Annotated in this window: 18 protein-coding genes; 11 read left to right on the forward strand and 7 right to left on the reverse strand. The window is 60.8% G+C overall.

Annotation, left to right across the window (positions count from 1 at the left end; translation table 11 throughout):
• Nucleotides 1-25: 25 nt before the first annotated feature.
• Complete coding sequence (locus BM70_RS0123765; RefSeq protein ID WP_025858353.1) at nt 26-532, reverse strand: AAA family ATPase; 507 nt, start codon at nt 530-532, stop codon at nt 26-28.
• A gap of 73 nt (nt 533-605) precedes the next feature.
• Between BM70_RS0123765 and dapF the strand changes: the two genes are divergently transcribed.
• Both dapF and BM70_RS0123775 read left to right on the forward strand, forming a co-directional pair.
• Nucleotides 606-1409, forward strand: a complete 804-nt coding sequence (dapF, locus tag BM70_RS0123770) for a diaminopimelate epimerase (RefSeq protein ID WP_025858354.1) — start codon at nt 606-608, stop codon at nt 1407-1409.
• A gap of 86 nt (nt 1410-1495) precedes the next feature.
• On the forward strand, nt 1496-2695 hold the full coding sequence (locus BM70_RS0123775; protein ID WP_025858355.1) for a YgcG family protein: 1200 nt from the start codon (nt 1496-1498) through the stop codon (nt 2693-2695).
• A gap of 5 nt (nt 2696-2700) precedes the next feature.
• Here the strand turns inward: BM70_RS0123775 and BM70_RS0123780 are convergent, their stop codons facing one another.
• From BM70_RS0123780 to BM70_RS0123800, 5 genes are all read right to left on the reverse strand, one after another.
• Nucleotides 2701-3378, reverse strand: a complete 678-nt coding sequence (locus BM70_RS0123780; protein WP_025858356.1) for a bifunctional 2-polyprenyl-6-hydroxyphenol methylase/3-demethylubiquinol 3-O-methyltransferase UbiG — start codon at nt 3376-3378, stop codon at nt 2701-2703.
• Nucleotides 3379-3420: 42 nt separating this feature from the next.
• A complete protein-coding gene (locus BM70_RS0123785) occupies nt 3421-4263 on the reverse strand; it encodes a helix-turn-helix transcriptional regulator (RefSeq protein WP_025858357.1) in 843 nt (280 codons plus the stop codon).
• 65 nt (nt 4264-4328) lie between these two features.
• Nucleotides 4329-5747 carry an aminotransferase gene (locus tag BM70_RS0123790; RefSeq protein ID WP_025858358.1) on the reverse strand — a complete coding sequence of 473 codons (1419 nt, stop codon included), beginning with the start codon at nt 5745-5747 and terminating at the stop codon, nt 4329-4331.
• A 25-nt stretch (nt 5748-5772) separates the two neighbouring features.
• On the reverse strand, nt 5773-6873 hold the full coding sequence (locus tag BM70_RS0123795; RefSeq protein ID WP_025858359.1) for a polyamine ABC transporter substrate-binding protein: 1101 nt from the start codon (nt 6871-6873) through the stop codon (nt 5773-5775).
• Between the two features lie 98 nt (nt 6874-6971).
• The gene (locus BM70_RS0123800; protein WP_025858360.1) at nt 6972-7466 is read right to left on the reverse strand and encodes a DUF1543 domain-containing protein; all 495 of its coding nucleotides are present in this window, start codon (nt 7464-7466) and stop codon (nt 6972-6974) included.
• A gap of 106 nt (nt 7467-7572) precedes the next feature.
• Here BM70_RS0123800 and BM70_RS0123805 point away from each other — a divergent pair, with 106 nt between their 5' ends.
• Nucleotides 7573-8394 carry an aldo/keto reductase gene (locus tag BM70_RS0123805; protein WP_025858361.1) on the forward strand — a complete coding sequence of 274 codons (822 nt, stop codon included), beginning with the start codon at nt 7573-7575 and terminating at the stop codon, nt 8392-8394.
• Nucleotides 8395-8452: 58 nt separating this feature from the next.
• Here BM70_RS0123805 and BM70_RS0123810 read toward each other — a convergent pair whose 3' ends face one another.
• Entirely contained in the window at nt 8453-8968 is a 516-nt protein-coding gene (locus BM70_RS0123810; protein ID WP_025858362.1) for an Hcp family type VI secretion system effector, read from the reverse strand.
• 478 nt (nt 8969-9446) lie between these two features.
• Here BM70_RS0123810 and tssA point away from each other — a divergent pair, with 478 nt between their 5' ends.
• Genes tssA through BM70_RS0123850 form a run of 8 tightly spaced genes read left to right on the forward strand, consistent with a single transcriptional unit; the run spans nt 9447 to nt 20171 of the window.
• Nucleotides 9447-11000, forward strand: a complete 1554-nt coding sequence (gene tssA, locus BM70_RS0123815; protein ID WP_025858363.1) for a type VI secretion system protein TssA — start codon at nt 9447-9449, stop codon at nt 10998-11000.
• A 32-nt stretch (nt 11001-11032) separates the two neighbouring features.
• Nucleotides 11033-11530 carry a type VI secretion system contractile sheath small subunit gene (gene tssB, locus BM70_RS0123820; protein WP_025858364.1) on the forward strand — a complete coding sequence of 166 codons (498 nt, stop codon included), beginning with the start codon at nt 11033-11035 and terminating at the stop codon, nt 11528-11530.
• Between the two features lie 28 nt (nt 11531-11558).
• Nucleotides 11559-13034 carry a type VI secretion system contractile sheath large subunit gene (gene tssC / locus BM70_RS0123825; protein WP_025858365.1) on the forward strand — a complete coding sequence of 492 codons (1476 nt, stop codon included), beginning with the start codon at nt 11559-11561 and terminating at the stop codon, nt 13032-13034.
• Nucleotides 13035-13048: 14 nt separating this feature from the next.
• Nucleotides 13049-13450 (forward strand): type VI secretion system baseplate subunit TssE, encoded by a 402-nt coding sequence (tssE, locus tag BM70_RS0123830; RefSeq protein ID WP_025858366.1) that lies wholly within the window; start codon nt 13049-13051, stop codon nt 13448-13450.
• Nucleotides 13440-15227, forward strand: a complete 1788-nt coding sequence (tssF, locus tag BM70_RS0123835; protein ID WP_025858367.1) for a type VI secretion system baseplate subunit TssF — start codon at nt 13440-13442, stop codon at nt 15225-15227. Before tssE ends, tssF begins: the two co-directional genes overlap by 11 nt.
• Nucleotides 15191-16213, forward strand: coding sequence for a type VI secretion system baseplate subunit TssG (tssG, locus tag BM70_RS0123840; protein WP_025858368.1), 1023 nt, complete (start codon nt 15191-15193; stop codon nt 16211-16213). The genes tssF and tssG overlap by 37 nt, the downstream gene beginning before the upstream one ends.
• Nucleotides 16210-18642: an AAA family ATPase gene (locus tag BM70_RS0123845; protein WP_025858369.1), complete on the forward strand. Its 2433-nt coding sequence runs from the start codon at nt 16210-16212 to the stop codon at nt 18640-18642. Before tssG ends, BM70_RS0123845 begins: the two co-directional genes overlap by 4 nt.
• The gene (locus BM70_RS0123850) at nt 18639-20171 is read left to right on the forward strand and encodes a sigma-54-dependent Fis family transcriptional regulator (protein WP_025858370.1); all 1533 of its coding nucleotides are present in this window, start codon (nt 18639-18641) and stop codon (nt 20169-20171) included. Before BM70_RS0123845 ends, BM70_RS0123850 begins: the two co-directional genes overlap by 4 nt.
• The last annotated feature ends 11 nt before the right edge of the window (nt 20172-20182 follow it).

Genomic DNA, 20182 nt, shown 5'->3' on the forward strand with positions numbered 1-20182 from the left:
CAAGCCCGCTCACCACAGGGATTGTCTATTCGGCACCTGTGAGGTGCTGCAAGGCCATTGCGACGGCTTGATCCGGGGTCAAGAGCGCGGTGTCGATTTCCATCGACGCTCCATCCCACGTTTCGTATTCATGCGCCAACACAGACTGCCAGGTGGGTGGCGTCAGGCCGGGAACATCCCCCACACGGCGTTCCACCCGCCGTTGATGTTCCTGGCGGTCAGAGCACACCACGCGAATATTGATCAGCTCAACCGCTGCCATTGCCGCCAACGCCTTCCACGCCTCGCGGCTTTCCCTGACCGGGTTCACACAGTCGGCCACCACCGTGTGGCCCAGTTGCAGATTGCTCGATGCCAGCGCAGTCGCCACGCCGTAGCCGCTGGCCCCCACATCGTCCGCCAGCACGCCGGCGCTGCGGATCGCCTGTTCGATCACGTCGATACGCAGGTAAACCGCACCCGTCTGGCGCGCCAATTCGCGGGCAATCGTGGTCTTGCCGGTGCCGGGCAGTCCGCTGAAGACAATTAGCATGCGTTGCGCTCGATAAGGGTGGGTCGGTTCAGGGTATCCTTCCGTTCTCCCCAGGTCGATCACAGGACAGCCCATGCGCTTGCCGTTCGTAAAGATGCACGCCCACGGCGACGATTTCATCATCATTGATCGTCGTGGCCTGGACGATCCCATCACCGCGCCCATCGCCCGTCAGTTGGGCAACCGGCATACCGGTGTTGGCTTCAACCAATTGGCCGTGGTCCTCGATTGCGAAGAAGCCGCGGCGCGTATCCGGTTCTGGAACCCCGACGGCACACCGTTGGCCACCTGTGGCAGCGCCACCCGTGGTGTGGCTGACCGCTTGATGCATGAAGCCGGCACCGACTCGATCGTGCTGCGTACCGACCGAGGCCTGCTCACCTGCGTGCGGCAATCGGGCCGGCAAGTGTCAGTGAACATGGGCGAGCCGTCGTTGGATTGGGCGGCAGTGCCCTTGTCCCAAGCCATGGACACACGGACCTTGCCCATCGAAGGCGACCCGGCCGCGTGCAGCATGGGCAATCCTCATTGCACGTTTTTCGTGGAGGACATCGCGGCTGTCGACATAGCAGCCCTGGGGCCGACACTGGAAAATCATCCGCTGTTCCCGGCCAGGACCAATGTGCATTTTGTGCAGGTGCTCGACCGCGGCCGTATCCGCCTGCGCATCTGGGAACGCGGCGGCGGTGTGCCGCTGGGCTCCGGTTCATGCTGCTGTGGCGCGGTGGTCAACGGGATCCGGCGCGGGCTGCTGGACGCCACGGTGCAGGTGCAGTGCGACGGCGGCACGGTGACCGTGCAGTGGGCGGGCGAGGGCGGTGTCGTACTGACCGGCAGTGTGGAGCCGGTGATGCAGGGCAGCGCCTACGTGGCCTGAAACTGCACGGTCAACTGCGGGTCACGCGTTACAGCGCAGATAAGGTAAAGTCGCCGCCTTCAGGAAGAAATTTCAGGTAACAAAACATGATGCGGTGTGCACGGCAATCCGTCTTGAGTCTGCTGGTGCTGATGGTCGCCAGCCTGTTTGGCACCGTCCAGGCGGACACTTCGCCTATCGGCGTGGCCCTCGATCAGCGGGTGATCGACCTTACCAACACGCTGGATGCCGACACCACCAACCGTCTGAAAAACCAGCTCGCCGAGCTTGAACAGCGCAAAGGCTCGCAAGTGGCCGTGCTGCTGGTGCCCACCACCGGCGGCGCGAGCATCGAGGATTACGCCAACCAACTGTTCCGCGCCTGGAAGCTGGGCCGCAAGGACGTCAACGACGGCATCCTGCTGGTGGTGGCCAAGGACGACCGCAAGGTGCGTATCGAGGTGGGGTATGGCCTGGAAGGCACCGTCACCGACCTGCTGGCCCACCGCATCATCGAAGAACATATCACCCCGGCGTTTCGCCAGGGCGACTATGCGGGCGGTGTGGCCCAGGGCGTGAATGACCTGGTCGTGCTGGTGGACGGCGGTGATTTGCCCAGCGTCGCGGCGCCCGGGATCAACCCCCAGATCATCGCAATCCTGCTGGCGTTTATCCTCGGCGCCGTGGGCGGTGTGCTGATCGCCGCCGGCAAATTGCATTGGCGCCGCGCCTTGATTGCGGCGGTGGCCGCCACGGTGCTGCTGGCGATCTTTGGCGGTGGCCGCGACTGGCTGATGTTCCTGCTGGTGATGCCACTGATCCTGCTGATCGGCGGCGCAACGTTCGGCGCGTTGTGGATGGCGCGGGCGGTGTTTTACTGCGTGGTCGGGCTGCTGACTTACATCCTGGCGTTGTTGGCGGTGGATCACTGGTACGCAGACGTCAACTTCATCCACTGGCTGGCGCTTCCCGTCGGTGCGTTGGTGGTGCTGGGTTTGTACCTGATCCTGTTCGTGATCATGAAGGAGGCCTGGAAGCAGAGTCGGGCGGGCTTCGTCGCACGGTTGCTGGCGGCTGTAGCGGTTTATGTGGCGGCGGGTTTTCTGATGGAGTTGGGGCGTAACGGCTGGCTGTTTGCGTTCCCCATCGCTTCATTTGCGGCGCTGTTCATCTTTGGCAAGACCGGCGGCGGGTCGGGGTCGAGTTCGGACGGTGGGTCAAGCTCGAGTTCCAGCAGCTCCAGCTCGAGCAGCTCGTCCGGGGGCGGCGGCTCGAGCGGTGGCGGTGGCGCATCAGGCAGTTGGTAAAGCTGCTAGCGCGGCTTGTAGCCCACCCATCCCTTGAAGCTGAAACCGGCGTAAAACAGTTCGACACCTTCAAAGCCGGCCTCCTTCATCAGCGCCTCATCCTCCTCGGGCGACAGCACCGGAAGCTGCGCACTGATCGCGGTGATCGCCCGCTCGGCATCGACCGCCGGCACCCCCGAGTCCACTGCAAATGCCGCATAGCGTTTCAACCAGCGGACTTTTTGCGTCGGGGCCTGTGGGAAGCTGTGATGCGCCACGATCAGCGGCGCACCAGGTGACAGCCGCTGCCAGAGTGCCTTGAGCGTCTGCAGGCGTTCGGCCGCCGGAATGAAATGCAGGGTCAGCAAACACGTGGCGCCATCAAACGGCCCCAGCGGCGCCGTGTCGATATAGCCCTCATGCAACTGCGTGCGGTCCAGCAAAGGCCCCAGCGTCGCCTGCGCCAGTTTCAACATCTCGGCAGACGGGTCCACCCCCACAAAACGCCAGCCCGGCTCGGCGTCCGCAAACCGTTTCAACTCCAGCCCGCCGCCCGCGCCCAATACCAGTACATTGCCCGTGGCCGGTACGCTTTCGCGCAGCAGCAGTGTGCTCATACGCTGCAGGCCATCGAAACCGGGTACCAGGCGCACAGGGCCTTCTGCGTAGCGGGCGACAGCGTCGGGGTCGGAAAACCAGGTCATCGGTGGGCTCCTGCGGGAAGGGGAAGGGGAAGGGCGTAACCCCTACTGCTGCCGGCTCATCCATTCAATAAATAATGCAAACAGCTCCGCCTGGGAGTTGATGGCGAGCTTGGTGTACACATGCTTGCGGTGCATGCGCACGGTCTCCGGCGAAATCCCCAGCACCTGCGCCGTCGATTTCACCGAGTGCCCGCGCAGGATCAAGTGCGCAATTTCCCGCTCACGCACCGTCAGCAGCCCATCTCCAAAACCCATGAAGGCCGCTTCGATCTGTTGATGCACACGGGTTTGGCTGAAGGCTTGGTCGCCCACCACCTTGTCCAACCCACCCGTCGTGCCAAACCGGTGCAGCAACGCGCGGATCACCGAGTGGGCCGAACGCTGCAAGGCCAACTGCGCCTCACTGAACTGCCCGGCACTGAGGCCTTGGAACATGCACAGGGATATCTTGCTGCGCGGGCACAGGTCGACGATGTAGTAACTTTCCAGGGCGCCGCCGCTGCGCAGGTAATAGGTCTTGTAGTACTCACTGTTGAAGAAGTCATCCGGCGCAATTTCCGCCAGCGAGTAGAAGCCTTCCGCCAGGCCTTTATCGACGGCTAGGCAGAACGGGTCCAACTGATAGCCACGGGAAAAGTAGCGATGAATGATTTCGTCCTGATGCGCCCGTGGAATGCCTTGCTGATAGAGCAGATGCGGCGCCAGGCCCTGGCGTTCCAGGCTGATCATCATCGATTCGACAGGGCACAAGGCACACAGCGCGGCGGCCAGGTGCCCGAGGAATGACGCTTCATCGACATGGATAAACGCCTGGCCCAGGGCGTCGTGCCAGGCTTCGAGTGCCTGGAGGCAAAGGGCAGGGGGCTGATCGATAGGTGCGTTCATGCTGGCCAGTCTACCCGCCGGCCAGCGCTGCGGCAAAAACGCCGAGGCAGGCTCGGCGTTGTGGCTCATCGTCCCTGGTACTCGCCGCTCTGGCGCAGTTCGGTGGCGGTGTCGAGGATGCACTGACGCAGGGTTTCGACCACCTCATCCACCTGCGCATGGGTAATGATCAGCGGCGGCGACATCACGTTCAAATGCCCGATAGGGCGTACCAGCAAACCTTTGGCCTGGGCCCGCAGGTGGATGCGCTCGCCAATGTTCACCGCATCCGGCAAGAGTGCCTTGGTGTGTTTATCGGCGACAAACTCGATGCAGGCCATCAGCCGCTGACAGCGGATATCACCTACCAGCGGCAGCCCGGCGAGGGTTTGCAGGCGCTGCTCCAAGTACGCACCCACGTCCTCGACATGGGCCAGCAGGTGCTCCCGCTCGATGATCTCGATGTTCTTCAGCGCCGCCACGCAGCTGACCGGATGGCCGCTGTAGGTGAAACCGTGGGTAAAGCAGCGGCCCTTGCCCGGCTCGCCGATCACCTGCCATATCTGCTCCGAGAAAATGCATGCGCCCAGCGGCAGATAGCCCGAGGTCAAGCCCTTGGCGGTGGTGATGATGTCCGGTTGCATGCCGAAGACGTCCTCGGAGGCGAAAAATGCGCCCAGGCGTCCAAACGAGGTGACCACTTCATCGGCGACATACAGCAGGTCGTAGCGCTGGCAGATTTCCCACATCCGCCGGTGGTAGCCCTTGGGCGGAATGATCACGCCACCGGAGCCCATGATCGGCTCGGCAAAGAACGCGGCCACGTTGTCCGGGCCGAGGGTGAGGATCTTGTCTTCGAACTCGTTGACCAGGCTGTCGAGAAACTCCGCCTCGCTCATCCCTGCCGGTGCTCGGTAGTAGTTGGGGCAGGCAATGTGGTGAAACAGGTCGCTCATGAAATCGAATTCCGGCGCCCGGTCCGCGGCCTTGTTGCCGATGGACATCGTCAGGAACGTCGAGCCGTGATAGGCACTGAAGCGCGAGATGATGTGCTTCTTGGTCGGTTTGCCGCGGCTGTTCTGATAGAACTGCACCAGCCGGTAGGCCGTATCCACCGCCGTGGAACCGCCGGTGGTCAGGAACACATGGTTGAGGTCGCCCGGGGCCAGGCTCGCCAGCTTCGCGCACAACTCGATGGCCGTCACGTTGGCCATGTCGCAGAACGGGTTGGAGTAGGCCAGTTGGCGCACCTGGTTGGCGATGGAATCGGCCATTTCCTCGCGGCCCAGGCCGATGTTCGTGCACCACATGCCGCCGACCGCGTCCAGGTAACGATTACCGTGGGTGTCATAGATATAGGCACCGTCCCCCGCAGCGATGTTCAGCGAGCCTTGTTCGCGGTGTTCGTCGAACATGTGGAAGCCATGCATGTAGTGGGCTTTGTCGGCGGCGTCCAGTTGCGCGTGGTTGAACTGGGCGAAGAATTCAGGATTTGGCAGAGTCATGGCGTTTACCTTCAATGGCTGGGAGTCACTTGCCGGTCTTGACGGCGTTCCAGGTACGGGTGATCAGGCGCACGGCGGCCGGTGGCTGGCTTTTCTGGGTGAACAGGCGCTGCATCGTCACCGGGTCCGGGTAGATAGCCGGGTTGTCGCGGATATCGGCGTTGACCAGCGGCTTGGACGCCAGGTTGCTGTTGGCGTAGTGGATGGTGTTGCTGACGCCGGCCATGGTGCTGGGCTGCAGGAGAAATTCGATGAACTTGTGGGCATTGGCGACATGGGGCGCATCGGCCGGAATGTAAAAGTTGTCGAACCAGATCAACGAGCCTTCCTTGGGAATGAAGTAATCCAGCTTGATCTTGGCCCCGGCTTCCGTCGCCCGTGCCTGGGCGGTGGCGTAGTCGCCCGACCACGTGGTGGCCAGGCACAAGTCACCATTGGCCAGGCCGTTGATGAAACCGCTGGAATCGAATTTGCGAATGTAGGGCCGCACGGCCATCAGCACGTCTTGCGCAGCCTTCAAGTCTTTGGGGGCGACACTGTTGGGGTCCAGGCCGAGATAGGTCAGGGCCAGGGGAATCATGTCGGTGGGCGAGTCCATGAAGGTGATGCCGCAATCGGCAAATTTCGACACGATCCTGGGGTCGAAGATCATCGCCAGGGAGCCGAGCGGGGCGTCCGGCATGCGCGCCTTGATCATGTCGACGTTGTAGGTCACGCCATTGCTGCCCCAGGTGTAGGGCGCCGAGTAGGCGACGCCGGGGTCATGGGCCTCCAGGCTCTTGAGGACCAGGGGATCGAGGTTTTTCCAGTCGGGCAGCCGGGATTTATCCAGGGGCTGAAACACGTTGCCCTTGATCAGCAGCGGCACCAGCGACGCATTGAGCAGTGCCAGGTCATAACCGGAGCGTCCGGAGAGTAATTTGCCTTGCACGGTTTCGTAGGAATCGTAGGTGTCGTAGACCACCTTGATACCCGTGGCTTTCTCGAAATCGGCCAGGGTGGTGTCGCCGATATAGTCCGCCCAGTTGTAGATGCGCAACGTATTGCCTGGGTCGTCAGCGGCCTGGCTGACTGCAGGGGAAGCCAGCCATACGGCGCTGAACAGGGCGAAAAAGGCTTTACGCATGGGAACCCACCTTTGAGCTGTGCTTGTTATCAGGCTGAGCGACTGAGTGCACTGTCAGGCAGGGAGCGGGCGGGCGCCATACCCCGTTCGGGTAGGGGTCAGGTCAGGACGATGTAGTCGTTCTGCTGGCGGATCGGCCGGTGCGGGCCCTGTACCAGGTGAACATATCGACCGTCCACCAGGTCGATCGGCAGGCAATCATCGATATCCAGCACGGCGTCGGTGTGGGCCTGGGACCAGTGGCGCAGCATCTGTTGTTTGCCCTTGCTCGTAGCCTCCTGTTTATTGCGGGCCACCACCAACAGGTAGTGGTGGGCTTCGCCAAAGCTATCGGACTCATAACCGCCAAGATTGATGAAATACAGGTGATGCGCACCGGCGGCAGGTGCCAGCGGGCTGAACTCGACCTTCCAGCCGTCGACGCCATCCACCGCCATCCACGCATCGATATGCATGCCCTTGGGGCTGCCAAACCAGCCCTCGCGCAATTGCGGGTAGCTGGCCTCCAACGTGTCCGCGACAACAAACACCACATCGTGGACTTCGATTTTCGCCCGAGGGTGCTTACCCCCGAGCATGACGACAAACAGCATTGCAGGTCCTTCCTGGCGACTTCGCAGAGGCTAACCATACTTCGATTGAACCCTTTTGTCCGGCCAATGCCACACTGTTAATCCGCGAACTCATCAGGAGGTTGTCATGCGTACCATCGATCTGGCGGGCGTTCCCGTTCCCGTCATCGGCCAGGGAACCTGGCGCATGGGCGAAAAACCCGACCAGCGCCGCGCTGAAGTCGCGGCGTTGCAACTGGGCATCGACGAGGGCATGACCCTGATCGATACCGCCGAAATGTACGGTGAGGGCGGCGCCGAAACGGTGGTCGGCGAAGCCATTCGTGGCAGGCGCGACCAGGTGTTCCTGGTGAGCAAGGTCTACCCGCACAACGCCAACCACAAGGGCGTGCCCCGTGCCTGTGAAGCCAGTCTCCAACGCCTGGGCACGGACTCTATCGATCTTTACCTGTTGCACTGGCGTGGCCAGTACCCCCTTGAAGAAACCGTCGAAGCCTTCGAGCGCCTGCGCGAAGCCGGCAAGATCGGGCGCTGGGGCGTGTCCAATTTCGACGTGGCCGACCTGCAGGAACTCGCCTCCCCGGCCTGCGCCACCAACCAGGTGCTCTACAACATCGAAGAACGCGGCATCGAATTCGACCTGCTGCCCTGGTGGCAACAGCATCACTTGCCCTTGATGGCGTACTGCCCGATCGCCCAGGGCGGCGAACTGTTGTCCAGCCCAACCCTCAAGCAGATCGCCCGTCGCCACGAGGTTACGCCGGCGCAGGTTTCCCTGGCGTGGGTGCTGCGCCAGGACGGTGTGATCGCAATACCCAAGGCCGTCACCCCGGAACACGTGCGACTCAACGCAGCAGCAGCCAAGCTGGTGTTGGATGAGCACGACCTGGACGCTATCGATCGCGTGTTCGGTGCACCCCAGCGCAAGCACCCGTTGGCGATGGTGTAGCGGTAGCCGGGGAGCAGGAGCGGTGCCGTCCCTGGCACTGCGCCTGCGTCAGCGCGGTTTAGCCCGCAACCGGGCTGCGCCAGTCATCCGACCCGGAAGTGCCGGACACTTCGTGAGTCCACACGATCTTGCGGTAGGTGAAGTACACATCTTCCAGGTGAGTGAAATGGGCGTTGTCCGGGTCCTGGCAGTTGGGCATGCGTGACTGGATGTCCACGATGGTCGCGCCCTCCAGTTCGATGGTGAAGTAGTGTTCCTGAGTGCCGGCCGACGAGGTGCGCAGCCATTCCAGCCGGCACTTGACCTCTTCGCCGCTGGTCAATGCGCTGAACAGCAAGGGCGAGGACTTATCGAACACCTTGCTGATCATCAACGGCTTATGAACCCTCTGGCCTGTTGGCTGGCCGGATTGCGGGTCGCGCGGAATGATCACCTGATGAGAAAAGGCCTGGACCAGAATCTGGTCCTCATGGCCTTCCTGGTAAATGTTGCCTACCGAGTCCTGGGTAAAAGTGCCTGCCGTAATCAGACCTTGTTTGACACCGGTGATGGAAAGATACGCGGGTGTTGGCATGACGGGTTTCCTTGCCTGATTGATGAGGTAGTTCCAATCGACAAAGGCGTCGGTTGGTTAATTGCCTATAACAAGAAACGTGCCTGAAAGTATGCGAGCCAATGAAGCAAGGGGTACTGTGCCGTATTTGAATAAATATTCAAAAAGTAGGCGTTTTTTATGGGAGTTATTAAGTGTTTGATTGCGCGGTGGTGCGCATTTACTTGCCCAGATAGATTATTTAGAGACTGTTGAAGTTGTCGGGGGTTTTACGCCGGGAGTGGACGATTGAGTGTGCAAAATGCTGCGCATGTCCTTGGGAAAAGGGGGCTGTAGGAAAAGGATTAAGTGTGCTTCCGTCGCTTGCTGAATGTTTTAGGCGTAGCTAAGGTTCGTGAACTTCGCAGGGCTTCCGGTGAAGTTGAGATGGCGTTCTGATGCGCGAGTTGTATGTGCTTAGTTGGCCTTTACTGTCTTGTTTAGTTTTGCGCGGTGTCAAATGGCTTATCCGGACAAGTTGTATGATTATTACCTTGAAGTTGCACGCTCGCCTTGCACGCAAACAAGCTTTGCTGGCAGTGATATGCGCTTTTCGAGTGAATACGAGGTCCTGGAGTCCGAGCTTGCCAAGGCGCAATCGATTCATGGCAGCGGGCAACCCGATTGGGGCAAAGTCCTGGAAAACAGCGAGACCCTCCTGCGCCAACAGTCCAAGGATCTGCGGGTCGCTGTCTGGTTGACCTGGGCGTTGCACCAGCGTGAGTCCTACCCGGGTTTGCTGGCCGGACTCGGGTTATTGCGCTGTCTCTGCGAGCATCATTGGGCGGTGGTCCATCCCGGGAAACCACGCACCCGCGGCGCGGCATTCGGATGGTTGGTATTGCGCCTTGAAGCCTTGTTCACGCCAAGCCTGTCGCTCCAGAACCAGCAGCCCTTGTTCCGCGCCGTGCATGAGCACTTGGTGCGCCTTGACGAGCTGTGGGCCGAGCACTTGGGCGATGCCGCACCGTTGCTGTTGCCGATTCGCAGGCAATTGGCCCAGCGCCTGGAGCGTGCCGCACAAGGTGAAGCCCCGGCGGCAGGGGTGAGCGGCGTCATCGCACAGGTCAAGCAGGCGACCAGCCAATTGCTGAAGCCCGAAACACAGGTGGAGAACGAAAAGGACGCCCACAGGCTGCTGCGTACCCTTCAGGAACAGGGCCGAACGCTGTGTACCTGGTGGCTGCGCCAGAACGCCACCGACCTGCGGGCCCTGCGCCTGAATCGAACATTGACGTGGCTGGCGCTCACCAGCTATCCGGATGCCGACAGCGAGCGGGTCACCACTTTGCGTGGACCCGCACCCGACAAGCTCAAGCGTTATCAGGAACATTTTGCCCACGGCCATCACGCCGACCTCGTGCTTGAACTCGAGGCCAGTCTCGCCGGTGCGATGTTCTGGTTCGATGGGTTGCGCATGCTCTGGCAATGCCTGGAGGTCCTGCAGGCCAACCAGGCCATGACTGAGTTGGAAGTGACCTTCGCGCTGTTGCTGCAACGCTTGCCGGACCTGCCGGAATTTCGCTTTCACGACGGTGCGCCGTTTGCCGACGCCGCGACGCGTGACTGGATAACGCTGCAGGTTGCCCGTCACCTGCACATGCCCGAATCACCCGCAGTGGTGGTTGATGCCGAAGCCGAGCCTTGGGAAATCGCCTTGCAGGCGGTCGCGCCTCAACTGCGCAAGGACGGGCTCAAGGTCGCCATACGGGAGCTCAAGCAGGGCCTGTATGCCGCTCGCAGTGATCGTGCGCGTTTTCATTGGCGGCTGGCCCAGGCGCGTCTGTGTGTGCAGGCGGGCAAGCATGAGCTGGCGAAAATCCAGCTCGAACAGCTGGACCACGAACTGCAACGCACGGGCCTGGAGCGCTGGGAGCCGGAATTGGCCCTCCAGGTGGCACAGCTTCTGTACCGCTGCTGCGACTTGCTGCCACACAACCACGCCGTGCGCGAGCGCAAGGACGAAACCCATCGCAGGCTGTGCCTCTTCGATCTGGAAGCGGTACTTGAATAGGCTTTCGAGCCACTTGAAAAAGGAGAGACACCATGGCCAAAGAAGGTTCGGTAGCCCCCAAGGAACGTATCAATATCACGTTCAAACCCGCCATCGGCGGGGCGCAGGAAGAGGTCGAGCTGCCCTTGAAATTGTTGGTGCTGGGAGACTTCACCCTGCGTGAAGACGTGCGCAAGCTTGAAGACCGCAAGCCCATCGCGATCGACAAGAACACCCTTGATGACGTGTTGGCCAAGCAGGCGTTGAGCCTGACGCTGAACGTACCTAATCGCTTGCAGGAGGAGGCGGACGTGGAGGAACTGGCCATTCAGGTACGCATTGATTCCATGAAGGATTTCAATCCCGCGAATCTGGTTGAGCAGATTCCCGAGTTGCACAAGCTGATGGCGTTGCGCGAGGCACTGATGGCGCTCAAAGGTCCGTTGGGCAACACCCCGAGCTTTCGCACAGCTATCGAGCGGGCACTGGCCGATGACGAGTCCCGCGCACGGGTACTGGTGGAGCTGGGCCTGAACAACCCCGACGCCTGATATTTCTCAGTAAAAGGACACTGACCGCATGACCACACGACAACACGTGCAACCGACACAATCCGCCGATCAATACAGCATCCTTGACACTATCGTCGCCCAGACGCTACTGAGTGCCGACGACGAGGCATATGGCATTGCCAAACGGGGCGTCTCTGCGTTTATCGAAGAATTGATCAAGCCGCAGAACCGTGGCGAGCCGGTGAAAAAGCGCCTGGTCGACCGGATGATTGCCGAGATCGACACGAAGCTCAGCCTGCAAATGGACGAGATCCTGCACCACCCGGACTTCCAGGCCCTGGAAGCCTCCTGGAAAGGGCTGCAGTTGCTGGTGGATCGCACCAACTTTCGCGAAAACATCAAGATCGAACTGCTGAACGTTTCCCGGCAGGACCTGCTGGAGGACTTCGAAGACTCGCCGGAGGTGACCCAGTCCGGCTTGTACAAGCATATCTACAGCGCTGAATACGGCCAGTTTGGTGGCCAGCCTGTGGGCGCGATTATTGCCAACTACTTTCTCTCCCCCAGTGCGCCGGATGTGAAGCTGATGCAATACGCTTCCAGTGTGGCGTGCATGGCCCATGCGCCTTTTATCGCCGCAGCCGGGCCTGGGTTTTTCGGGTTGGAAAGCTTTACCGGTCTGCCGGACCTCAAAGATCTGAAGGACCATTTCGAAGGCCCGCAATTCGCCAAGTGGCAAAGTTTTCGCCAAAGCGAAGACGCGCGTTACGTCGGGCTGACCGTACCGCGTTTCCTGCTGCGTACGCCCTATGATCCTCTCGAATGCCCGGTCAAGACGTTCGCCTACCAGGAAAACGTGGTCAACAGCCATGAGCACTACCTGTGGGGCAATACGGCCTACGCGTTTGCCACGCGGCTCACCGACAGTTTCGCGCGGTTTCGCTGGTGCCCGAACATCATCGGACCGCAAAGCGGCGGTGCGGTGGAGGACTTGCCGTTGCATCACTTCCAGAGCATGGGAGAAATCGAAACCAAGATCCCAACCGAAGTACTGGTTTCCGACCGTAGAGAATACGAGCTGGCGCAAGAGGGTTTCATTGCCTTGACGATGCGCAAGGGCAGCGACAATGCCGCGTTCTTCTCCGCAAGCTCAGTACAAAAGCCGAAACTCTTTGGCCAAAGCCCGGAGGGTAAGGAAGCTGAGTTGAATTACCGCCTGGGTACCCAGCTGCCCTACATGATGGTGGTCAATCGCCTGGCCCATTACCTCAAGGTCCTCCAGCGCGAGCAGTTGGGTTCGTGGAAGGAACGCACAGACCTGGAACTGGAACTCAACAAGTGGATTCGCCAGTACGTCGCCGACCAGGAAAACCCCAGTGCCGAAGTGCGTGGTCGGCGCCCCTTGCGCGCCGCACGCATCGTTGTCAGTGATGTCGAGGGCGAGCCCGGCTGGTACCGCATCAACCTGAGTGTGCGACCGCACTTCAAGTACATGGGGGCAGATTTCACGCTGTCCCTGGTTGGCAAGCTCGACAAAGAATGAGCAGAGACCAGGGAATGCCCCACCACCAAAGCCTTTTTGACCGGCTCGAACGTCCAGCGGCTAAACCTGTCTGCGGTGTGACAGCTGTCGCCACTCATCTGGGCAAGATGCTCAGCATCCGCGCGGGCAGTGTGCAGACACTGCCGGACTACGGCTTGCCCGACCTCAATGACATGAATCAGAGCCTGCATGAATCATTGAGTCAGTCACGTCTGTTGATCGAGCGGTTTATCCGCGCCTACGAGCCGCGCTTGAAGCATGTGCGGGTCACGCCGTTGCCACGGGATCTGGACCCGTTGGCCCTGGCGTTTGCTATCGAGGCCACGCTGGTGGTCAATGGGACCCGGCGGCCTGTGGTGTTTACTGCACGGCTAGGTGACGCCGGCCGGGTAGAGGTCCTGCCGGATGTCCTTTAACCGTTATTATCAAAGCGAGCTCAGTGCGTTACGGCAGCTCGGGCGGCGGTTCTCCGAACGCAATCCGGCGCTTGCCCCCTTTCTTGCCGAGTCCGGCCAGGACCCGGATGTCGAGCGGTTGCTGGAAGGCTTTGCCTTTCTCACCGGCCGCTTGCGCCAGAAACTGGACGACGAGCTTCCGGAGCTGACGCATTCGTTGATGCATCTGCTCTGGCCCAACTACATGCGCCCGATGCCTTCGTTCAGCATCCTGCAGTTTGATCCGTTGAAGCATTCCGGCGCGGGTGTGTGGGTGGCGCGGGATACACCGATCGAAAGCGCCGCAATCAATGACGAGCGATGCCGCTTTCGCACCTGTTACGCCACGCAGGTTCTACCGCTGCAACTGAGCGCGCTGGAGTACAGCGCCCAGGCAGAGCGGGGAATGTTGAGCCTGCGTCTGGAGATGAGCGCCGAAGGTAATTTGAGTGAGTGGACCTTGGATCAGTTGCGCCTGCACCTGACGGGCGATCGCTACATCAGCCAGGCGCTGTACCTGAACTTGTTGCGTCATCTTGGGGGCATCGAGTTGCAGCCCTTCGGCCTCGATGGCCGGCCGCTGAGCGGGGCCGACGGCCAGGCCATATCGCTGCGGCTGGAAGCCGATCAGCTGCGGCCGGTGGGATTCAGCGAGGAACAGGCGTTGATTCCATATCCGTCGAATACCTTTCGCGGTTATCGCCATCTGCAAGAGTATTTTGCCTTTCCTGACAAGTATCTGTTTGTCGATGTGGTGGGGTTGGGCGTACTGCGTCGGCTGCCCGATGAGGTGCTCAAACAGGTGCGTGGCATGGTGTTGCGCTTCGAATTACGCCGTTCATGGCGTGAATCCCGACAGCCGACCCTGGATAACGTGAAGCTGTACTGCACACCCATCGTCAACCTGTTCAAACATGACGCGGTGCCTATTCGCCTGGACGGCAAGCAGGATGAGTATCTGCTGATCCCCGGTGAGTATTCACGAGAGAACGCCAGTGTATTTTCCGTGGACAGCGTCACGGGTTGGCAGCCCGGAGGGCTTGGGTATCAGGCCTACGTCCCCTTCGAATCGTTCGAACATGATGGCGATGGCGACCTTTCGGCGAGCCCTCCGAGCTACAGCATTCGCCAACGGCCATCGGCACAGCATGCCGGGCTCGACACCTGGCTTGGGTTTGGCGGTGGGCTGGAGTCGGACCAACAGACCCTGTCGATCGAGTTGACGTGCACCAATCACAATCTGCCACGCCAGTTGCAGATAGGCGATATCAACCAGGCTTGCGAGCAGACGCCGCAAGGGTTGTCGTTCCGCAATATCTGCGCGCCGACCGCAAGTTTCTCGCCACCACTGGACCAGGACTTTCTCTGGAGGCTTATCAGCAACCTCTCGCTCAACTACCTGTCGTTGAGCGACATCAATGCCTTGAAGGTGATCCTCGAAACCTATGACTTGCCGCGTTATCACGACCGACAAGCACAGAAGGCCAGCGAGAGACGGTTGGGTGCAATGCGCGCTGTCAGCCATGCAACCGTCGACCGATTGCACCTTGGGTTGCCGTTTCGCGGCGTACGAATCGATCTGACCATCGATCCCCAGGGGTTTCTGGGGCAGGGCGAAGTGTTCCTGTTTGCGTCGGTGCTCAACGAATTCTTTGCGCTCTACGCCAGCCTCAATGCCTACCACGAACTGAGAGTCATCAGCACACAAGGAGACGTGTACCTATGGCCACCACGGATGGGGCAGCAGCCCCTGCTTTGACGCAACTGTCCCGGGTTATCCGCGAGTACTCGCTGTTCCAGGCGGTCTTGCAAGTGATCAAGCGCCTGCGCGATGCCCATCCGCTGCTGGATGACGACGCGCTGTACGACCAGTTGGAGTTTCACGCCAACCCGGGTTTGGGTTTTCCCGGCCACGATATTGACCGGGTGGCGTTTTTTGTCGAGCACGGGCAGTTGCGTGCGCGTTTGCGCCTCAACGTGTTGGGCTTGTGTGGTACGGGGTCGCCATTGCCTGCGTTTTATGGCGAGCAGGCGTGTGCCGATGGGGCGGGTGGCAACGTTACCCGAGACTTCCTCGATGTGTTTCACCATCGGTTGCAACGCCTGATGCTGCCGATCTGGCGCAAATACCGGTATCGAGCGTGCTTCCAGGCAGGCGCACGTGATGCGTTTTCCGAGCAGATGTTTGCGTTGATCGGGTTGAGGGGGCGGCAGATTCGCAGTGCTGCGCAATTGAATTGCAAGCGCCTGTTGCCCTACCTGGGGTTGCTCAGCCTGCGGGCGCATTCGGCAGCCTCGATTGAGACCGTGCTGCGCTACTACTTCAAGCACAACCGTTTGTTCATCGAACAATGGGTGCAGCGCAGGGTTGTCGTCGCCGACTCCCAGCGAAACAGGCTCGGCGTCGCGAACAGCGTGCTCGGGCATGACCAGGTATTGGGGAGCCAGGTCGCCGACCGCAGCGGCAAGTTCAGGGTGCATCTGCAAGGCCTGCGCTGGCACCAGTTCCACGGGTTTCTGCCCACGGGTACGAACTACCCGCTGCTGTGTTCATTGGTGCGACTGACGGCTCGGGATCCCTTGGAATATGACCTGCGCCTGGTACTGGCAAAGGAAGAGATCAGACCGCTGCACATTGGCGTACACAACGTCTGCCGCCTCGGATGGACCAGTTGGCTGGCACATGAATGCGCCGACGGAGTGGTCGTTGTGCCGAGCAACGCTCATAGGGATGAATCATCATGATGAATGTGGACCTGCAACAACTTATCCGGACGTTGACCTCCCAGGCTCGTCGAGACCTGGAGCGCTCGGCCGAACGCTGTGTCATGCGCGGTGGCAGGGAAGTGCTGGTGGAGGACCTGCTGTTGACCCTGCTGGATTACCACGACGGCCTTCTGGCAAGGGCACTGGCGGATGCGGGTATCGATGCCGGAGCACTGCACGCCGTTCTGCAACCCAGGGGGGAGGCGAGTGCTTCGCGAAATCCAGTGTTTGCCCAGGCGCTGGTGCAATGGCTGCAACAGGCCTTGATGGTTGCCCACCTGGAGCTGCGACAGACCGAAGTCGATCATGGTGCGCTGTTGCTGGCGCTGTTGCGCCATCCGCTGCAACACGCTGGCAGTGCCTATCAGGCTTTTCTGAACCGACTGGATGCGCAGCGTGTGCAAGGTTTCGTGTTGAGTCAGGCGCCTGAAGCCGATGCTGTGCCGAAAGGCGAGTCATTGCTGGAGCGCTTCACCCACGACCTGACACGCCAGGCCCATGAAGGGCGTATCGACCCTGTGCTGTGTCGCGATGCTGAAATCAGCCAGTTGATCGACATACTCATGCGTCGCCGCAAGAACAATCCCATTCTTGTCGGCGAAGCCGGGGTCGGCAAGACCGCCGTTGTCGAAGGCCTCGCGCTGCGTGTCGCCAGTGCGCAGGTGCCTGGCCCTCTCAAGGATGTCCGGGTGCTGACCCTGGACATGGGCCTGCTCCAGGCCGGTGCCAGTATCAAGGGCGAGTTCGAACGGCGCCTCAAGGGTGTGATCGATGAGGTGAATGCCTCGGCACATCCGGTGATTCTGTTTATCGATGAGGCGCATACGCTGGTAGGAGCGGGCGCCCAGGCGGGCGCATCCGACGCCGCCAACCTGCTCAAGCCGGCCCTGGCGCGTGGCGAGCTACGGACCATCGCCGCCACCACCTGGGCGGAATACAAGAAATACTTCGAAAAGGATCCAGCGTTGGCTCGGCGTTTCCAACCTGTCCAGGTCGGTGAGCCCAGTGTCGAGCAGGCGATTTCGATACTGCGCGGATTGGTTCCGGTGTATGAGCGCAGCCACGGTGTTTACGTGCGCGACGATGCAGTCGTCGTGGCAGCGCAGATGAGCGCCCGTTACCTGGCCGGTCGGCAATTGCCCGACAAGGCGGTGGATGTGCTGGATACCGCCTGCGCCCGCTTGCGTGCCAGTCGCGAGACGGCGCCGGAGGCATTGCAACGCCTATGCGCCGAACAGGCGGAAGGTACGCGGCAGCTTCAGGCACTGTGTCGTGACAGGGACGCAGGGTTTGCTGTGGATGAACAGGTCTTGCACGACGTGCGACTGCGCATGGACGCGGCGGATTGCGAGCGCTTGCGTCTGGAGCAACACTGGCTTGAGCAGCAAGAAACGGCTCAGCAGGTGTGCCCGCGCCTGGTGGCCCAGGTCATCAGTGCCTGGACGGGTATTCCGGTTGAACAACTGGCATTCGCACACAGTGAACGGATACTGGGGCTTGCCGATTCATTGCGCTTGCGCGTTCTCGGACAGGAGCAGGCAGTGCAGGCCCTGGACCGCAACTTGCGTGCTGTTGCCGCTGGGCTCAACAAGGCCGACGCCCCCGTAGGCGTCTTCCTGCTGGTAGGCCCGAGTGGTGTGGGCAAGACGGAGACTGCGCTGGCCCTGGGCGACCTGCTGTATGGCGGACAGCGTTTTGTCACGATCCTCAACATGTCGGAGTTCCAGGAGAAGCACTCGCTGTCTCGATTGATTGGCGCACCACCCGGTTATGTCGGCTTTGGCGAGGGCGGCATGCTGACAGAAGCCGTGCGCCGACGCCCGTATTCGGTCGTGCTGCTCGATGAGGTCGAGAAGGCCGACCCGGAAGTGTTGAACCTGTTCTATCAGATTTTCGACAAGGGCCTGGCCAATGATGGGGAAGGCCGGGAGGTCGACTTTCGCAACACGCTGATCCTGATGACGTCCAACCTGGGCAGTGAATGCATCGGTCACTTATGCGCAGGCCGCCAGCGACCTGATGCACACGTGCTGGAAGAAGCAATCCGGCCGCTGCTGCGTGACCACTTCAAGCCCGCGTTACTGGCCCGCATGCGCGTAGTCCCGTATTACCCGGTCACGGGTGAGATTCTGCACGACCTGGTGAGGCTCAAGCTGGAACGCATGGGGCAGCGGTTGCTGCTGCGCAAGCTGGCATTCAGCTATACGCCAGAGCTGGTTGAACATATGGTCGAGCGTTGTACCCACGTGGACAGCGGTGCTCGGTACATCGATCAATGGATCGAACGTCACTTGCTGCCGCTGGTGGTGGATCGGCTGCTGGAGACCATGGCTCAAGGCGAACCCCTGGCACAGGTGCATGCTCGCCTTGCAAGTGATGGCTCCCCAGTTTGTGAGTTCGGCCAATGAGAGATAACCGGCTCACCCAGATACCCCATCCTCAGGCCTGCGCCGAGGCGCTGCTCGGCTGGTTCATCCGCCTGGGCATTGATGGCGATGAAACGACGTTACCAGGGCTGTGTGTCGCGGCGGCGGCGCAACTGAGCCAGTGTGAGCTCAGCCAATTGTACTGGCGCAACGAGGCTACCGGCCGGCTTGAGCTGATTGCCCAGCATTTGCCGGGTGTGTTCAGCCCTGGCGACCCGGCCTGCAGCCAGGACTTTCAACATGAGCAGGTATTGCACTATGTGCTTGGCGAGCAAACTGCCCTAAGCCTGGAAGATCTGGCTGGCAGCGTGTACGAGTGCGGGTTCCTGCCGGCGATGGTGGCGCCTTGGCGAGCGTTGTCATGCGTGCCGCTGTTCGACCGAGGCAAGGCCATCAATGGCGTGCTGCTGTGTGCCAGCCAGCACCCGAAAAACCTGCAGGGCCACACCGCATCCTTGAGTCATCTGGGCAGTTTTACCCTGATGCAACTGGCTTTGCTGCGGTGTGGCCGTCCCGCAGGAGGCGTCACTCAGCACAATGAATGCAGCCCGGTCCCGCGTGCACTGTTCGGGTTGATCGGCAGCAGCACGGCCATGGATGAAACGTATCGCTTGATCGGTAAGGTCTTGAATACCCCTTATACCGTTTTGCTGCGTGGCGAGACCGGCACCGGGAAGGAGGTAGTGGCTCGGGCGATCCATTCAGCGGGGCCACGCAAGAACAAAGCGTTCGTGGTGCAAAACTGCGCGGCGTTTCCCGAAGGGCTGCTGGAAAGTGAATTGTTTGGCTACCGCAAAGGTGCATTCACGGGGGCTGAGCGCAATCACACCGGCCTGTTTGACGCGGCTCACGAAGGTACGCTGCTGTTGGACGAAATTGGCGATATGCCTCTGTCGCTGCAGGCCAAGTTGCTACGGGTTCTGCAAGAAGGCGAAGTCCGCCCGTTGGGGGCCAGTGCGGCTCACAAGGTCGATGTACGCATCATTGCCGCAACTCACCGAGACCTTGCCGCGATGGTCGCCGAAGGTCGTTTTCGCGAGGACCTTTACTACCGGCTCGCGCAGTTTCCCATCGAGCTGCCGCCCCTGCGTGATCGCGACGGCGATGTACTGCTGTTGGCGCGGGAATTTGCACACAGGGCATCCAGCGCGCTTGGGCGTGTACCGGTGGGATGGTCCAGTGCCGCCCTGGATCAACTCTCGAGTCACGCCTTTCCCGGTAATGTCCGCGAGCTCAAGTGCCTGGTGGAGCGTGCGGTGCTGCTCTGTGATGACGGCGTGATCCTTCCGACGCACCTGTCCTTGCCTGCACCGCCTGTCAATGCGTCCGTCGATGCGACGTTGCGCCAACGTCTGGAGCGGGTAGAGCGGGTATTCCTGATCGATTGCTTGCACAAGAACCGTGGCAACCGTACCCGTACGGCACGTGAACTGGGCGTCGCACGCCGCACGCTGCTCTACCGTCTGGCGCGTCTGAAGATCCCGGTGGGTGAGGCCCTTGAGAAGTGCTGAAGGGGATGTGT

It is taken from the genome of Pseudomonas sp. CHM02 (genome assembly GCF_000612585.1).
GTDB lineage: Bacteria > Pseudomonadota > Gammaproteobacteria > Pseudomonadales > Pseudomonadaceae > Aquipseudomonas.

Excerpts from the sequence above, each read along its gene's own strand:
- dapF (WP_025858354.1), top strand. The coding sequence starts at position 606 with ATGCGCTTGCCGTTCGTAAAGATGCACGCCCACGGCGACGATTTCATC.
- tssE (WP_025858366.1), top strand. The coding sequence starts at position 13,049 with ATGCCCCACCACCAAAGCCTTTTTGACCGGCTCGAACGTCCAGCGGCT.
- tssF (WP_025858367.1), top strand. The coding sequence starts at position 13,440 with ATGTCCTTTAACCGTTATTATCAAAGCGAGCTCAGTGCGTTACGGCAG.
- tssB (WP_025858364.1), top strand. The coding sequence starts at position 11,033 with ATGGCCAAAGAAGGTTCGGTAGCCCCCAAGGAACGTATCAATATCACG.
- BM70_RS0123775 (WP_025858355.1), top strand. The coding sequence starts at position 1,496 with ATGATGCGGTGTGCACGGCAATCCGTCTTGAGTCTGCTGGTGCTGATG.
- BM70_RS0123850 (WP_025858370.1), top strand. The coding sequence starts at position 18,639 with ATGAGAGATAACCGGCTCACCCAGATACCCCATCCTCAGGCCTGCGCC.
- BM70_RS0123845 (WP_025858369.1), top strand. The coding sequence starts at position 16,210 with ATGATGAATGTGGACCTGCAACAACTTATCCGGACGTTGACCTCCCAG.
- BM70_RS0123765 (WP_025858353.1), bottom strand. The coding sequence starts at position 532 with ATGCTAATTGTCTTCAGCGGACTGCCCGGCACCGGCAAGACCACGATT.
- tssG (WP_025858368.1), top strand. The coding sequence starts at position 15,191 with ATGGCCACCACGGATGGGGCAGCAGCCCCTGCTTTGACGCAACTGTCC.
- tssC (WP_025858365.1), top strand. The coding sequence starts at position 11,559 with ATGACCACACGACAACACGTGCAACCGACACAATCCGCCGATCAATAC.
- BM70_RS0123805 (WP_025858361.1), top strand. The coding sequence starts at position 7,573 with ATGCGTACCATCGATCTGGCGGGCGTTCCCGTTCCCGTCATCGGCCAG.
- BM70_RS0123790 (WP_025858358.1), bottom strand. The coding sequence starts at position 5,747 with ATGACTCTGCCAAATCCTGAATTCTTCGCCCAGTTCAACCACGCGCAA.
- BM70_RS0123795 (WP_025858359.1), bottom strand. The coding sequence starts at position 6,873 with ATGCGTAAAGCCTTTTTCGCCCTGTTCAGCGCCGTATGGCTGGCTTCC.
- BM70_RS0123780 (WP_025858356.1), bottom strand. The coding sequence starts at position 3,378 with ATGACCTGGTTTTCCGACCCCGACGCTGTCGCCCGCTACGCAGAAGGC.
- BM70_RS0123800 (WP_025858360.1), bottom strand. The coding sequence starts at position 7,466 with ATGCTGTTTGTCGTCATGCTCGGGGGTAAGCACCCTCGGGCGAAAATC.
- BM70_RS0123810 (WP_025858362.1), bottom strand. The coding sequence starts at position 8,968 with ATGCCAACACCCGCGTATCTTTCCATCACCGGTGTCAAACAAGGTCTG.
- tssA (WP_025858363.1), top strand. The coding sequence starts at position 9,447 with ATGGCTTATCCGGACAAGTTGTATGATTATTACCTTGAAGTTGCACGC.
- BM70_RS0123785 (WP_025858357.1), bottom strand. The coding sequence starts at position 4,263 with ATGAACGCACCTATCGATCAGCCCCCTGCCCTTTGCCTCCAGGCACTC.